This window comes from Citrobacter sp. Cpo126, assembly GCF_030332445.1.
GTDB lineage: Bacteria > Pseudomonadota > Gammaproteobacteria > Enterobacterales > Enterobacteriaceae > Citrobacter > Citrobacter portucalensis.
This window is the reverse complement of sequence record NZ_JAOWHT010000022.1, coordinates 19,831-34,751: the sequence shown is the minus strand read 5'-3', so window position 1 is coordinate 34,751 and position 14,921 is coordinate 19,831. Positions and strand designations below refer to the sequence as shown.

Sequence of the window (14,921 nt, the reverse complement as noted above, 5' to 3'; positions counted from 1 at the left end):
CTATGGCTTATCAATCGCAAGACATCATTCGTCGTTCCGCCACTAACGGTTTCACCCCCGCGCCTCAGGCGCGGGACCATCAGGAAGAAGTGGCGAAGCTTATCGACGTCACCACCTGTATCGGCTGTAAAGCGTGTCAGGTGGCGTGTTCTGAATGGAACGACATCCGTGATGAAGTGGGCAACAACGTTGGGGTGTACGACAACCCGGCCGATTTGACCGCCAAATCCTGGACGGTGATGCGCTTCTCGGAAGTGGAACAAAACGACAAACTGGAATGGCTTATCCGCAAGGATGGCTGTATGCACTGCGCCGATCCGGGCTGCCTGAAGGCGTGTCCGGCTGAAGGCGCAATCATTCAGTATGCCAACGGTATTGTCGACTTCCAGTCTGAGCAGTGTATCGGCTGTGGCTACTGCATCGCGGGCTGCCCGTTCGACGTGCCGCGCCTCAATCCGGAAGACAACCGCGTATACAAATGTACGCTGTGCGTTGACCGTGTTGTGGTCGGGCAAGAACCGGCCTGCGTGAAAACCTGTCCAACCGGCGCCATTCATTTCGGCACCAAAGAGTCGATGAAAACGCTGGCAGGCGAGCGCGTGGCGGAGCTGAAAACGCGTGGTTACGAAAACGCGGGTCTGTACGATCCGGCGGGTGTTGGCGGTACGCACGTAATGTACGTATTGCACCATGCGGACAAACCGAATCTGTATCACGGCCTGCCGGAGAACCCGGAGATCAGCGCAACCGTTAAGTTCTGGAAAGGCATCTGGAAACCCCTCGCAGCCGTCGGCTTTGCAGCGACATTTGCGGCCAGCATCTTCCACTACGTCGGCGTAGGCCCGAACCGTGCGGAAGAAGAAGAAGACAATCTGCATGAAAAAGACGACGAGGTGCGCAAATGAAACGACGTGACACCATCGTGCGCTACACGGCGCCGGAACGCATCAACCACTGGATCACCGCCTTCTGCTTCATTCTGGCGGCGGTGAGCGGGATGGGCTTTCTCTTCCCGTCTTTTAACTGGCTGATGCACATCATGGGCACTCCACAACTGGCGCGAATTGTGCACCCGTTTGTCGGCGTGATCATGTTTGCCTCGTTTATCATCATGTTTTTCCGTTACTGGCACCACAATCTAATCAATCGGGATGATATCTTTTGGGCGAAGAATATTCGTAAGATTGTCGTCAACGAGGAAGTAGGTGACACGGGACGTTATAACTTCGGCCAGAAATGCGTATTCTGGGCGGCGATTATCTTCCTGGTCCTGTTGCTGGTGAGCGGAGTGGTCATCTGGCGTCCGTATTTTGCGCCTGCTTTCTCAATCCCGGTGATCCGATTCGCGTTAATGCTGCATTCATTTGCCGCAGTAGCGTTAATTGTGGTTATCATGGTGCACATTTACGCCGCCCTTTGGGTGAAAGGCACCATTACCGCGATGGTGGAAGGATGGGTTACCAGTTCATGGGCGAAGAAACATCACCCACGCTGGTACCGTGAAGTCCGCCAGAAACAGGAAAAGTCATCTGAATGAGTATTCGCATAATCCCGCAAGATGAGCTGGAGAAGAGCGAGAAACGCACGGCGGATATGATTCCGCCGTTATTATTCCCCAGACTCAAAAATTTGTATAACCGCCGCGCTGAGCGTCTGCGCGAGCTGGCCGAGAACAACCCGCTGGGCGACTACCTGCGCTTTGCCGCGCTGATTGCCCACGCGCAGGAAGTGGTGTTGTACGACCATCCGCTGCAGATGGATCTGACCGCTCGTATCAAAGAAGCGAACGACCAGGGCAAACCGCCGCTGGATATCCACGTTCTGCCACGCGACAAGCACTGGCAAAAACTGCTGCAGTCGTTAATTGCTGAGCTGAAACCAGAAATGAGCGGTCCTGCGCTTGCCGTGATCGAAAATCTGGAAAAAGCCTCAGAGCAGGAACTGGAGCTGATGGCCAGCGCGCTGTTTGCCTCTGATTTCGCCTCCGTCAGCAGCGATAAAGCACCGTTTATTTGGGCTGCCCTGTCGCTCTACTGGGCGCAGATGGCAAGCCTGATCCCCGGCAAAGCCCGTGCAGAATACGGCGAACAGCGTCAGTACTGCCCGGTGTGTGGTTCAATGCCGGTCTCCAGCATGGTGCAAATCGGTACCACTCAGGGGCTGCGCTATCTGCACTGCAACCTGTGCGAAACCGAGTGGCACATGGTACGCGTGAAATGCAGCAACTGCGAGCAAAGCCGTGATTTGAACTACTGGTCGCTGGATAACGAACAGGCGGCAATTAAAGCTGAAAGCTGCGGCGACTGTGGGACTTACCTGAAGATTCTCTATCAGGAAAAAGACCCTAAAGTTGAGGCCGTGGCTGACGATCTCGCCTCACTGATGCTGGACGCGCACATGGAGCAAGAGGGCTTTGCCCGCAGCTCCATCAACCCGTTCCTGTTCCCAGGCGAAGGGGAGTAAGTACTCCGCACCACCGGGCGGCGTAAGTCGCCCGGGTTATAACGTATACGGCGTGACCACGCCTGATATGCCTGCAAAATCCTTGGTATTACGCGTAACCAGTGTAAGACGATGAATCTGCGCAGTGGCCAAAATAATGGCATCCGGCAATTTCATCCCATGCTCCTGCCTGATACTCACGCTTCGTTCAGCAATATCCTGTGAAACGCCGATCACGTTAAAAGCGCCTAGCGCAACGCGAGTACGGGCTTCCTGATGGTATTTTTTTGCGCCCACCATCACCTCCATCCATGTAATGAGGCTGATTGCATTCTGCGGCGGCCATGTTTCTATCGCTAGTTTTGCTTCATTTCTACCGCTAAACAGATCGATGAGGATGTTGGTATCAAAAAGCGCTGATCCTTTGACCATTACCATTCCTCACGGAGTTTACGCTGGTATTCAACACCATCTTCCTCACAGCCTTGCCACAGCCCAAGAGCGCGTGAAATTGTTGTTTCAGCCTGATCCTGCCTCTCAAGATACTGTTCAACGGCCTCCCGTAAGAGTTCTGCTCGTGGCAGATTGCGCTGAACCTTGAGGTCATCAAGACGTTTAATCACCTCATCTGATAAATCGAGTAAAATTCTGCCCATATCCATCCCAACTATCATACTCACATATACCTCCAGTATATCATAGGCGATTAATTTCTACACAACATACACCTGAGAAAAGCGGGAAAGTAGCCTTCACACGAACGATTTTTACTTTTGCGAGCCGCTTTCCAAAATCATAACCACCCCCATTTTTCCCATTTTCATTCTTAGTTATCCAGGTTATAAACCTGTATATCCATACAGATAAGGGGATGTGAAAATGGCACTGGAAAGCGGGATTGCACAGCTGGTTGAGGCATTTATCGCGGCGGGACGTCCTTCTTCGCGCGAGCAGAATATTGATGACCGGAGAGCAGGCTACATCGCCAGCACGGTACTGGCCGGAGACACTGAAACCCGCGTACAGGTTGAAGATATTGAACTCGATGCCATGATGTTTCGCGTAGTTTCGCCGCGGGGCTGCACGGGAAATCTCCCCTGCGTTATCTATTATCACGGCGGCTGCTTTGTCAGCGGCGGATTTACCACTCATGATAACCAGCTAAGGCAACTCGCCTGGTACAGCGGCTGTCGGGTCATTGCGGTGCAGTATCGCCTCGCACCAGAGCACATCTTCCCGGCAGCACATAACGATGCTGAATCGGGGGCCAATATTATCTGGAAGTATGCCAAGAAACTGGGAGTAGACCGGGACAACATTACGCTGGCTGGCGACAGCGCTGGCGGGCATCTGGCGCTGGTCACCGCACTACGCCTGAAAGCTACCAGGCAATGGCAACCTGCGCAGCTTATGCTGATCTACCCGATGCTGGATGCAACCGCCAGCTTTGCGAGCTATGACCATAATGGACAGGATTACATTATCACCCGCGACACACTGCTGTCGGGCTACGAGATGTATATGCCGCAAACCGATCCATTGCATCCCGAAGTCAGCCCGCTCTGGCGCGAAGACTTCAACGGTTTACCGCCCACGCACATCATTACAGCTGAATTCGACCCACTGCGAGATGAAGGTGAGGCCCTGTATCAACGGTTCCAGGAGCAGGGCGTGGATTGCACCTGCCAACGCTATCTCGGTGTTATCCACGGATTTTTCCAGCTAGCAGGGGTGAGTCAAGCGGCACGAAGCGCAATGCGGGATGTTGCCTGGCGCGCCATAAATTCTACAGCAGTAAGACATGCTTAATTAATATAGTGTTTTCATCTTGTAAACTTAATTACGTTGCGTTATTTTGTTTACAGGTTGAAAACCTTGTAATGGAACTACACCGTGCATGTTATCAGCCGAAAACCTTTTAACGAGGCAATGCTCATGTATCCAAATCATCAGCTTGCTCTCGCTGATTTACTGAATGTTTTGGAGAAAAAAACATTCATTCAGCCTGAAGAGATGAAGCAGTATATTCCTTCACTGGATAATTTTAAGTACAGAGATAAATGGTGGGTGATTGATGTTTCTGGTAACAGCCTAAGACTCATCTCCTACATAGATTTCAGGTCACATAAGATATTTGTCAAACATATCGTTTCCCATGCCGAATATGACGAACTGACAGCATATTTTCGGGGTAATAAAGAATGAGAACGCATCGTCATATGGATGCAGCCAGCGCAAAAAAGATTGTTGATACCTTCAGCGATGCGGTAAAAACCATCCCACTGTTGGGGGAAGACCGAAATGACACTGAGTATCGCAGGGCACTTGCGCTAGTGGAGTATCTGGTCGACCACGACGATCTTGAAAACCCACTATTTGAATTGCTCTGTGCCCGAATCAGTAAATATGAAAAACATGCGCCGGAATTCAAAGCACTCAACCAACACCTGGAGAAAACACCCTCTGGCGTTTCAGTATTGCGTACGCTCATGGACCAATACAGTCTCAAAGCAGCAGACCTTGCCAACGAACTCGGTTCAAAATCGAACGTCAGCAACATCTTAAATGGTCGCAGAGCACTGACTGTAAGCCATATTAAAGCGCTTGCAGAACGCTTTAATCTTCCGGCAGACGCATTCATCGAGTAGAGAAGATACCCTCTGACTTACTCTTCCTCGTTCCCGCCTTCTTCATATGCGCCAAACGGTTTTGCGGGTAGTACAATGTAAGTGCCTTCAAACACCACGCCCGGCGTGTCGTCGCCAAATACCCCGACCTGCATCTGAACGCGCGCCTTACGACCTCTTGCCAGACGGTCCAGGTCTCCGCTCAGCGAGCCCAGATCGGCGATAGCGGTAGGTTTCCCGGTGATCGGCCTGCTGTACCGTATATGCGCGTCAGCAAGGATTATCGTCCCGCCGAGATGACGCTCGCGCAGCATTAGCCAGATTAGCCCCCAGCCCGTTAGCGTCGCCAGTGAAAACAGGCTCCCGGCAAACAGCGTATGGTGCGGGTTCTGATTGCCCGTCTCGGGCATCGTGGTGATAAACTTCTGCCCGGTATACTGCTGAATGCGCACACCCATTTTCTCACTCAATGGAATATGTTCGTACCAGGCTTGCTGTAGCTGTCCGCACCAGTCGCCGCGATGGAGAATATCGTCCAGCGTCGCGATGGGTTTAATCATCAAAAAGTGACGCACCGGCGTGGTTTGCGGCGTGGTGATTTCTCCCTGGCTCACAAACCCCAGTTTGGCGAAAAATTCGACCGCATCTTCACGGGCGCTACAGGTTACGCGCTTTACCCCTTCCTGACGCGCCACAGACTCCAGGGTCATCGCCATCAGCGTGCCCAACCCTTTCTCCTGCACGGAGGGGTCAACGGCCATAAAGCGTATGGAGGCTTCGTTATCCGCATTGATATACAGACGTCCTACTGCGACCAGATTCCCCTCTTCGTCCACCACCATCTGGTGATGCGCCATCGCATCCCAGGCATCCCGTTCGGAGCCTTTAGGCTGGTGCAACGGTTTACGCAGCATCTCCCAGCGAAACTGGTAGTAACGCTCCAATTCTTCTTCTGTTTGCGGTACTCGAAGGTGATACATCGTCGTATTCTCTCTTGTTGTCCGCGGCCACACCGGTAGCTGGTTCATACTTGTAACCAGAACGTCACGGGGCCATCATTAACCAGTGAAACCTGCATATCCGCAGCGAATCGACCGGTTTGCGTATTCATTTCCTGTTGGCGGCAACGCTCAACAAAGTACTCATACAGCGCCTCTGCACGATCGGGCGCAGCCCCTTTTGAAAACCCCGGGCGCATGCCGCGTTCGGTATCTGCCGCCAGCGTGAACTGTGAAACCACCAGCACGCTGCCCCCTGACTGCTGCACGTTAAGGTTCATTTTGCCTTCGGCATCGCTAAAGATTCGATAGCCGAGTACGCGCTCGCACAGGCGGTTCGCTTTCTGTTCGTCATCATCCCTTTCGACACCTAACAGGACCAAAAGTCCTGGGCCAATTTCACCCGTCACCTCGCCCTCCACGGTGACGCTGGCACGGGTTACGCGCTGAATTAATGCAATCATGGTTGCTCTGCTTCTTCTTGTTCTGCGGCTTGTTTAAGTTTGCGGTATTCCCCGAGAGTGACAGTTATTTCCGCGCCTAGCAAGACGATACACCAGGTCCAGTATACCCAGACGAACAAAATGGGGATCACCGCCAGGACACCGTAAATGAGCTGATAAGACGGGAACATCGTGATATAGAGCGCAAATCCTTTCTTTCCGGTTTCGAACAACACAGCGGCCACAAAGGCGCCAATAACCGCATCACGGTTAGGTACACGTGTAGTCGGTACGATGCTGTAAAGCAGCCAGAAAGAGAGCCAGGAGAGCACCAGCGGGAAAATACGCAGGACGTTATCGATCACCGTATTGAGATCGCTGGCCCAGCGCAATGACAACAGATAAGAGCTGATCGCCAGACTAGCCCCCGCCAGCAGCGGCCCCAGCGTTAAAATCATCCAGTAGACGGCGAAAGAGTAAACTTTAGGCCGAGTACGCTTGCTGCGCCAGATAGTATTCAGCGCGTTATCAATGGAATACATCAGTAATAGCGCTGTCACAATCAGCCCGCACGCCCCAACGGCGGTCATTTTGTTCGAGTTGGCAACGAACTGTTCGATATAACGCTGAATGACATCTCCCGTCGCCGGGATAAAGTTTGCGAAAATGAAATGACGTAGCTGGACGCTGACGTCAGAAAACATCGGAAATGCAGCGAAAAGCGCAAAAACTACGGCAATAAGCGGCACTAATGAGAGCAATGAGACATAGGCAAGATTCCCTGCCAGCGTCGTCATGTTGTCCTCATCAATCCGCTGCCATAGTAGCTTCAGCCAGGCCCGAACAGGACGCGTATGGTGTCTGGCTTGTTGCTGAACATTTTTTAACATAGCAACTTCGCGAAATAGTCCGGAATGGTCGTTTTATCGACAACCTGGATGCTGGTAATCCCTAACCGATTAGCCCCTTCAATATTATCGGCGTTGTCGTCGAAAAATACCGCCTCATGCGCAGAAAAACCTTCAGACTGCAGGACATGCTGGTAAATCCGCGCTTCCGGTTTACGCATGCCCAGATCCTGAGAAAGATAAATATGGTCAGCAGCCTGACGGATTTCGGGGTATTCGTCCGGCCAAAACGTCGTGTGCAGACGGTTAGTATTCGACAAGACGACCACCCGATGCCCCTGCTCACGCAGCTTTTGCATGATGTCGATGACTTCAGGACGCAAGGCAACAAAAACGGCCTGCCAGCCGTGGGAGAACTGCTCATAGCTTAGCGGTAGCGCCATGTCATGACATAGCGCCTCGGCAAAGGCTTCATCCGTTATTTCACCTCGCTCGTGCTGGTGAAAAGCCTCTCCCATGGTGAAACCTTGCTTTAACGAAGCCAGCGGTACACGGCTCAGATCGCTCCAAGTACCTAACACGCGATTGAAGTCGATATCGACAATCACATTACCCAAATCAAAGATATAGAGCATGCCCTTCTCCTTATTCGCCGTGGATGAATAACTGTAGCGGGAAAGGAGAAGTTTGACTATGAGTCCCTGTCGGGATTATTGGCTAAGCCATCAGAATTCCTGTGTAAATTGCCAGCGCGACTCAATCACCAACGGAAGACCTGCACTGACAAACTGCGGTGTCCTATTTATCGCATTTGGCGCCTGAGTAAGCGGATTGACACATGTTGCGTCGGGCTGTTTGTCAAAAACGACCAGGCTTTGCGCACTCGATGTCATCGTCATACTCAGCTTACCTGGCCACTGTAATCTGACATTGAGACCATCATTAAAACCAAAGCAGTCATCCCACGGGCCTGATTGTGGGGGGATTTTATTACCTGTTGGTAACTCATTATTCCCGGCTTCTTCCTGCCAGTCGGCCTTAAAACATACCAGTAATTCATCTTCTTCATTCTGCTGGCCCAGTTGTTTTGCAAACCAAGGGTGCCATCCAGCAGATGCCGGAAAAGTTTCAGACATGGTGTGAATTTCAAGTCGCAGAATTAACGCATCGTCTTCAAGAGTCAACGTCTGCAGGACCTCTCCTTGCCAGGGCCAAGGAGCGCCCAGTAGCATGCGCAGTTTCAAGGTATCCGCTTTATGTTCGACAATTTCCCATGATGAATAACAGGCCATACCATGTAGAGCATGAGGCGGTTTGTTAGCAGGTAATACATACTGTTTCTCCCCCACGGTCAATGTTGCATTGCCAAGGCGGCCTGCCCAAGGAACCATAGGAAAGCAGCCATACTGAAATGCTTTACGCTGTGGCTCCCATTGACGTAACACTTCAAAACCAAACGCCTGAAGCGAGGTGATTCTGGCACCATCGCGCGGAAAAATTTGCAGACGTAGATGTCCTTTTTCCAGAAAAATAGGTTGGCCGATCGGTCCCGGCCAGGCGGTATCAAAAGCACGTTGTAATGCTTGATAATGCTCAGTATTCAATTCATTGTTCATGTTATTGCTCTCTGATATTTCGGTAAGAAGTTAAATGTTATTAGCGTCATTTTTATTGTCTGAATGTGGCTCGATAAGCCAGACGCAACTGAATGAAAGTATTGAGATAACAAACAGAAACAGTGCTACATACCACGGTTTCCCGCCTCCCAGCGCCAACAAGCTGGAGGCAATGAGCGGGCTTAACCCACCCAGAATTGCTGAAAACTGATAGGCAAAGGAAAGGCCCGTATAGCGCACTCGTGTTCCGAACATACGAGTAAATAAGGTGGGTTGTACTGCAAACATCATCGTTGGCCCCAGGTTATAGCCAAGGATCATGCAGCACCAGATGATAAGTGTGCTTTTCGTATCCAGCAGCAGGAAGAATGGGAATGCAAAAAGGATGCAAAAACCAGCGCCAAATAAATACATCTTCCGTTGCCCAACGCGGTCAGAGATCCAACCAATTAATGGACAACACACAATGCCAATTGCTGAGGCGATTAGCATGCCGTTGAGTGGAATATCCCTTGATAATGCCAACTGGCTGGAAATATAGACAATACCAAAGGCATTAATGATGTTCGACGAAACGCTCTCCGCCAGCCTGGCCCCTAGCGCTAACAGAATATTCCGTGGATGCTTACGGAAAAGTTCAATCAACGGTGGTGCTGATTGTTCCTGTGAGACAGCCGTTTTTTGTTTTTTAAAATCCAGTGTTTCTTCAGTATGTAACCGTATGAACATCCCAACAATTAACATGATGGCAGATAGCCAAAAAGGGATACGCCATCCCCAGGCCAGAAACTCTTCCTGGGTCAGGAAGTGATTGCATAATGCAAACACCCCTGTCGCCAGCATAATCCCAACTGAGGCTGCCGTTTGTGGGAGCGAACCTAAAAACCCGCGCTTCGCCTCAGGCGCAGATTCAATAGTCATCAATGCAGCCCCGCCATATTCCCCACCAAGACCGAACCCCTGAACCAGGCGCAGAACCATCAATATAATCGGGGCCCAGATCCCAATATCTTGGTATGTTGGAATGAAACCGATTAAAAACGTTGAGGAACCAACTATCGCTAACGTCCAAATCAACGTTATTTTGCGACCGACTTTATCGCCAAAGTGGCCAAAAACAATGCCTCCAAGCGGACGTGACAGAAAACCCACACCAAAGGTGGCGAATGCGGCGATTAAACCAATAAAAGGATCGCTATCAGGGAAAAACAGGGGAGCAAAGACTAGCCCTGCCGCCGTTCCGAAAATAAAAAAATCGTACCATTCCATCAACGCGCCAGCGAAACTGCCCATGACAACGCGTCTCATGGCTTTGCCGGATAGCTCTTTCCCTGGTACATGTTCTATTTCAGCCATAATTTTCCTCTCCGGGTCGGCGAGAAATCTGCGCAATAAAATCACTAAAAAAGCGGCGGATTTATACGAAAAAGCGCGTCGACATGTTGCGACGCGCTTGCTTGTTATTTATCCAACTCAGCCAGTACCTCAGCGTCTTCAGCGTCAACGTTTGCACCAAGTGGTTCCCACTTAATCAACACGCATGTCAGGAAGCCGAGAAAAGGAACAATTGCCAGCCAATAGAACGCTTCTGTCTTTAATGCACCCCACAACATAGGCCAGAAAATAAGTCCGGCAATCGCCCCAGTACGCATAATTGCACGAGCAAATCCTACGCCTGTCGGGCGAATAGATGGCGGATAAGAAAGTGTGGCAATGGTCATTCCCAGGCCGCCCGGGCCCGCTGAATGGAAGAAAATGATTGCGCCCAACAAACCTAAAGAAAGCCATGGGTTGGTGGTTGCTAATGCACCTAAAGCCAGTAATGCAACCGTTACGACGGCGAAACCATACATCGACTGAAGGCGAGTTCCCAAACGCTGGAGGATAAGAGAACCAATCAATCCACCTGTAATGCCACACAGGGCATTCACTACCGCAGAACCGCTAAGAGCCCCGGTTAATCCACCGCTCAGTATTCCCGCCAAAGTCAGCGGTAAATAAACACCCACGGCGTTATATTGCCAGGCTTGCATCGTCGCCACAACGCAGCCGAGAATAGTGCGTTTGCGATAACGTGAGTTAAATAAAATCCCATAGCCGCCATGAAACTTACTTTCTGTTTTTTCAGCAGAAAAATCATCGTTTTTTGGTTTGGCAGCAACGCGAGCATGAACACCATAGCGTTTAGCCAGAATATCGCAGGCTTTATCATAACGTCCGACTCGTGCGGCCCACATTGCAGACTCACCGATGAAGAAATAACGCAGAATCATGATAATGACGGCAAAAATAGCACCAATGAAAATACCATAGCGCCATAATTGCTCTTCCGCGATACCCGACAACAACAGTGGAAGCAGCACAAGATAGACAACCGTAGTTGATACATACCAGGCCATTTGCCAGAGATTAACTGACGAACCGGTTTTCTTAGATGTTGAGCCGCGTAGTTCTGCCACCGCATTTGTTGCCAGCGGGAAATCAATACCCAAGCCAAATCCCATGATTACGCGACACACCAGCACCCACCAGATGTTCGGGGCTATCGCGACAGCTGCGGCACCTATTGTGCACAGGCCCATTCCGATGATAAATGCACGCTTTTGACCAAAGCGGTTAATCACACGGTTCGCCAGTAATCCACCAATCAGGGCGGCGACTAAAACAGAGGCGTTAACCGTCGCCGCCAGCCCCGGTGAAATACCAAATTGCAATGCGATATATTTATTACCAAAACCCACCATCGCCGCCTGATAGGCATCAATTAGAATGCCACCAAGAGCGATAAAAATGACGCCGACACTGGTGTTTACTGCTGAATGTTTATTAACAATATCAATCACGTCCTGGGGACGACCGATCGAGTAAGGTGTAGGACTGGTGATGTGACTCATCGCAGCATCCTTTTTCATTGTTGTAGGATGGCGCTACCCTTAAGCAGCGCCAGACAGAGGGTTACAGCATCAAACCTCAGCAAATTGCAGCATGACTTTTATAGAGTCATTTTGCTGCGCACGTTCAAACGCCTTATCCGCATCTTCGACAGGGAAGAGATCGGTCACCAGTTCGCTGGTGTCAAACCGCCCATCCGCAAGCCATTCAATCACGGCATCGAAGTCTTCCGGGATGTACATTCCGGAATTCAACAAATCGCGTTCGAAGCGCTGCATCATCGGAAGAGGAATTTCACGTGGGCCACTCGGTACCCCCATGCACACTACCGTTCCGCCAGCATAAACATGGGTAAATGCATCATTCAGCGTGGCCTGGGCGGCAACAACATCAATTGCCCCCGTAAAACGGACCTGTGCATCCAATTCCCCCGGAGCCCAGACTTCCGTGGCACCTAGCTTTAACGACAACGCGCGCTTGGCGGCATCAGGCTCGATGACGGTGATCTTTCCCGCGCCCATGATGCGCAATGCTTGAACGATGGATAAACCAATTGTCCCTGCACCAATCACTAATACACTTTCCAATGACGCTTTCGGCATACGGCTCACGCAATGACGCGCGCAGGCTGCGGGCTCAGCGAAAGCTAGTGCTTTTAGTGGTAACGAAGCAGGTGCAACATGGCAGTTTCGTGCAGGTACAATGTGCTGCGAGCGGGCAAAACCCGGCGCCCGGAAGCCAGCAACCTGTGGAGGCTCACACAGATTAAAGCGACCCGCTTTACAAGCACGACACTCCATGCAGGCCATAATTGGGTCGACTACGACATGATCGCCCGGCTTAACATTCGTTACTTCACTGCCCACTTCAGTTACGCGTGCCGCAATTTCATGTCCAGGCACAACCGGAGGTTTTGCAAATGGGTGTCCTCCTTTCAGTACATGCAGATCAGAGCCACATATTCCGTAAAACACCGGAGCAATGCGGACTTCTTGCGGTTTAAGTTCCTGGTGCGGCAGCTCAACATATTGGGTGGTCACCTTCCCAATATCAGAAAATAGAACTTGGGTAATCTTATCCATGGTTCTTCTCCAGATTCGTTAAAATGGGTGATTAACGCTGAGAAATCCCTTCATCGACGATTTCTGCCAGGCGTTGTAAGCGTGGAACCGACACATCACGCAACATTGTTTGCGGATCTTGAGCACCAACAACCGATGCCCAAACGGCACGCCCTGCCAGGAATCCGGAAGCTCCACCCTTCATGGCGATACGGACCGCGCGGCCAAAAATATCCGCATCAACACCAGAAGAAAGAATGACCCACGGCATTTTCATTTGTTCATGCAACTTTTGACACGCAGCAAGTAGGGTCTGTTCATCACCTTTGCCGCCTAATGGCATTTCAGCTTTATAGAGGTCAGCATCGGTGCAGCCGAGTTCAGCCGCTGCGGCAACGATGGCGCTTTCCCGGTCAAATTCCCAGCCACGACGAGGAGGACGAACGACCGGCTCAATGATGCTGACCAGCCCTGCGCTACGACAGCGTTGAACAAACTCAGCCACCATAGCCAAACGTTCTTCTGCGGGTTCATCTTCACGCCACAGCACTAACAACTTCATGGCTTTCGCACCCATTTCGCGGGCTTTATGCGGATCAATTGCTCTGTCAATTTCGACACTATCAACCGGAATACCATTACCCGGAACAAAATGGTCAGCCGCCACAATCAGTCCACATGAATCAGCGACTGCACCTTGAGAGACAATCTGATCGAGACAAAATTGTTTATCTGCCAGAACCGCTGAAGCGTAGGGAGACAGAATTTGTGTTGCTGCAACTTTAAAATCAGTCAATACGCTGTCGGCAACAGGTTTAGGATGTCCAGACGCTGCAAACATCAGACGCATTGCTTCACGCTGATCAACGGCCAGCATGGCAAATCCACCGCCAGGGCGAGAAATATCTTTCAGCGTGTATGGGGTATTGTGGGAAGACATAATAACTCCTGTAACTGTTTAAAATTTAGAGTGAATCTGGTCGGCCAGCCTGCTGACGAACCTGAGATAACAGCGCACTCCAGTCCTGACGGCCTCGACCGTTCTCGCTGGCACGGGTGTAATAGGTTTCTGCTGCAATGCCCATATTGAGCGGCGCACCGGTCTGACTAGCGACATCGACGGCAATACGCAGGTCTTTCAACGCGAGGTCCACCATGAATGCCGGAGAAAGGTCTCCTTTAAGTACCTTGCCAGGCCAGGTTGTCGTAAAGTGCCCCTTGCCTGCGGCAGTACCGCTCATGACCTTAATGGCCACATCAAGGCTCAAACCCAATGATTCGCAAAGAACAGCGGCTTCCGCTGACAAGGCGTTCAGCGCAATACTCATATAGTTATTGATGAGCTTTACGCGGATCCCCATACCGGGACCGCCAGCTTCCACCAGCTCATTCCCCATACACATCAGCACAGGGCGAGCACGTTCAACCTGTTCAGGCGTTCCGCCAGCAAGAATCAGCAGCGTGCCGTCAATCGCGTTAACTGACGTCCTGCCCACAGGAGCATCCATCATGCTGATGCCTTTCTCTTTCATCTCATGAATCAACTCATCGGTCTGCAATGGATGAATCGTGGACATGTCAATAACCAGGGCATTGGGGGACAGGCCTTCGCTGACGCCATCTTTACCCAGCAGAACTTGCCGAACGATGTCGCCATTTGGCAGCATAGTGATTATGAATTCGGCACCTTTAGCGGCTTCAGCGGGTGTTTGAGCAGCAGTCGCACCTTTTTGTACTAATTCATTGACTGCCTGTTGGTTTACGTCGAACACACGCAAAGCATGTCCCTTTTGCAACAGATTATTAGCCATTGGGCTGCCCATCTGGCCCAAGCCCAAAAATGCAACGGTTGTCATGAATGCTCTCCTGTGTCAGGTTGACAAAATAATTACAATTAAAAACTCGTTTTCGTCTGTTTTTGAGCATATTTGTAATTTATGACTAAAAACAAGACACGCGTCACTAATTTGATCATTTATGTCATTAAAATGAAC

Annotated in this window: 18 protein-coding genes; 6 read left to right on the top strand and 12 right to left on the bottom strand. The window is 50.9% G+C overall.

Going from position 1 to position 14,921, the window contains the following annotated elements; genetic code table 11:
- Positions 1 to 2: 2 nt before the first annotated feature.
- Genes fdoH through fdhE form a run of 3 tightly spaced genes read left to right on the top strand, consistent with a single transcriptional unit; the run spans position 3 to position 2,463 of the window.
- On the top strand, positions 3 to 905 hold the full coding sequence (fdoH, locus tag OGY17_RS02575; protein WP_003825273.1) for a formate dehydrogenase O subunit beta: 903 nt from the start codon (positions 3 to 5) through the stop codon (positions 903 to 905).
- Positions 902 to 1,537, top strand: coding sequence for a formate dehydrogenase cytochrome b556 subunit (fdoI, locus tag OGY17_RS02570; protein WP_003028686.1), 636 nt, complete (start codon positions 902 to 904; stop codon positions 1,535 to 1,537). The genes fdoH and fdoI overlap by 4 nt, the downstream gene beginning before the upstream one ends.
- Complete coding sequence (gene fdhE / locus OGY17_RS02565; protein ID WP_286606349.1) at positions 1,534 to 2,463, top strand: formate dehydrogenase accessory protein FdhE; 930 nt, start codon at positions 1,534 to 1,536, stop codon at positions 2,461 to 2,463. Before fdoI ends, fdhE begins: the two co-directional genes overlap by 4 nt.
- A 36-nt stretch (positions 2,464 to 2,499) precedes the next feature.
- On the opposite strand, the gene OGY17_RS02560 is transcribed toward fdhE, so the two are convergent.
- Positions 2,500 to 2,874 (bottom strand): type II toxin-antitoxin system VapC family toxin, encoded by a 375-nt coding sequence (locus OGY17_RS02560; RefSeq protein ID WP_020996118.1) that lies wholly within the window; start codon positions 2,872 to 2,874, stop codon positions 2,500 to 2,502.
- Complete coding sequence (locus tag OGY17_RS02555; RefSeq protein WP_234096760.1) at positions 2,874 to 3,116, bottom strand: ribbon-helix-helix domain-containing protein; 243 nt, start codon at positions 3,114 to 3,116, stop codon at positions 2,874 to 2,876. The genes OGY17_RS02560 and OGY17_RS02555 overlap by 1 nt, the downstream gene beginning before the upstream one ends.
- 205 nt (positions 3,117 to 3,321) lie before the next feature.
- Between OGY17_RS02555 and OGY17_RS02550 the strand changes: the two genes are divergently transcribed.
- The 3 genes from OGY17_RS02550 (at position 3,322) to OGY17_RS02540 (ending at position 5,090) form a co-directional block, all read left to right on the top strand.
- Complete coding sequence (locus OGY17_RS02550) at positions 3,322 to 4,251, top strand: alpha/beta hydrolase (protein WP_111466282.1); 930 nt, start codon at positions 3,322 to 3,324, stop codon at positions 4,249 to 4,251.
- 84 nt (positions 4,252 to 4,335) lie between these two features.
- Entirely contained in the window at positions 4,336 to 4,647 is a 312-nt protein-coding gene (locus OGY17_RS02545; protein ID WP_234096756.1) for a type II toxin-antitoxin system HigB family toxin, read from the top strand.
- A complete protein-coding gene (locus OGY17_RS02540; protein ID WP_048215203.1) occupies positions 4,644 to 5,090 on the top strand; it encodes a helix-turn-helix domain-containing protein in 447 nt (148 codons plus the stop codon). Before OGY17_RS02545 ends, OGY17_RS02540 begins: the two co-directional genes overlap by 4 nt.
- A 17-nt stretch (positions 5,091 to 5,107) precedes the next feature.
- Here the strand turns inward: OGY17_RS02540 and fabY are convergent, their stop codons facing one another.
- From fabY to yihU, 10 genes are all read right to left on the bottom strand, one after another.
- Positions 5,108 to 6,049: a fatty acid biosynthesis protein FabY gene (gene fabY / locus OGY17_RS02535; RefSeq protein ID WP_003825286.1), complete on the bottom strand. Its 942-nt coding sequence runs from the start codon at positions 6,047 to 6,049 to the stop codon at positions 5,108 to 5,110.
- A 44-nt stretch (positions 6,050 to 6,093) separates the two neighbouring features.
- Entirely contained in the window at positions 6,094 to 6,531 is a 438-nt protein-coding gene (dtd, locus tag OGY17_RS02530) for a D-aminoacyl-tRNA deacylase (RefSeq protein ID WP_003825289.1), read from the bottom strand.
- Positions 6,528 to 7,400, bottom strand: a complete 873-nt coding sequence (locus OGY17_RS02525; RefSeq protein WP_008786998.1) for a virulence factor BrkB family protein — start codon at positions 7,398 to 7,400, stop codon at positions 6,528 to 6,530. Before OGY17_RS02525 ends, dtd begins: the two co-directional genes overlap by 4 nt.
- On the bottom strand, positions 7,394 to 7,993 hold the full coding sequence (yihX, locus tag OGY17_RS02520) for a glucose-1-phosphatase (RefSeq protein ID WP_286606346.1): 600 nt from the start codon (positions 7,991 to 7,993) through the stop codon (positions 7,394 to 7,396). Before yihX ends, OGY17_RS02525 begins: the two co-directional genes overlap by 7 nt.
- A gap of 90 nt (positions 7,994 to 8,083) precedes the next feature.
- Positions 8,084 to 8,974 carry an aldose epimerase family protein gene (locus OGY17_RS02515; RefSeq protein WP_286606344.1) on the bottom strand — a complete coding sequence of 297 codons (891 nt, stop codon included), beginning with the start codon at positions 8,972 to 8,974 and terminating at the stop codon, positions 8,084 to 8,086.
- A 30-nt stretch (positions 8,975 to 9,004) separates the two neighbouring features.
- The gene (locus OGY17_RS02510; RefSeq protein WP_020996120.1) at positions 9,005 to 10,330 is read right to left on the bottom strand and encodes an MFS transporter; all 1,326 of its coding nucleotides are present in this window, start codon (positions 10,328 to 10,330) and stop codon (positions 9,005 to 9,007) included.
- Between the two features lie 104 nt (positions 10,331 to 10,434).
- Positions 10,435 to 11,868, bottom strand: coding sequence for an MFS transporter (locus tag OGY17_RS02505; RefSeq protein ID WP_008786994.1), 1,434 nt, complete (start codon positions 11,866 to 11,868; stop codon positions 10,435 to 10,437).
- Positions 11,869 to 11,937: 69 nt separating this feature from the next.
- Positions 11,938 to 12,948, bottom strand: a complete 1,011-nt coding sequence (locus OGY17_RS02500; protein WP_008786993.1) for a zinc-dependent alcohol dehydrogenase — start codon at positions 12,946 to 12,948, stop codon at positions 11,938 to 11,940.
- Between the two features lie 31 nt (positions 12,949 to 12,979).
- A complete protein-coding gene (locus tag OGY17_RS02495) occupies positions 12,980 to 13,867 on the bottom strand; it encodes an aldolase (RefSeq protein ID WP_008786992.1) in 888 nt (295 codons plus the stop codon).
- 25 nt (positions 13,868 to 13,892) lie between these two features.
- The gene (yihU, locus tag OGY17_RS02490) at positions 13,893 to 14,783 is read right to left on the bottom strand and encodes a sulfolactaldehyde 3-reductase (RefSeq protein WP_008786991.1); all 891 of its coding nucleotides are present in this window, start codon (positions 14,781 to 14,783) and stop codon (positions 13,893 to 13,895) included.
- Positions 14,784 to 14,921: the final 138 nt, after the last annotated feature.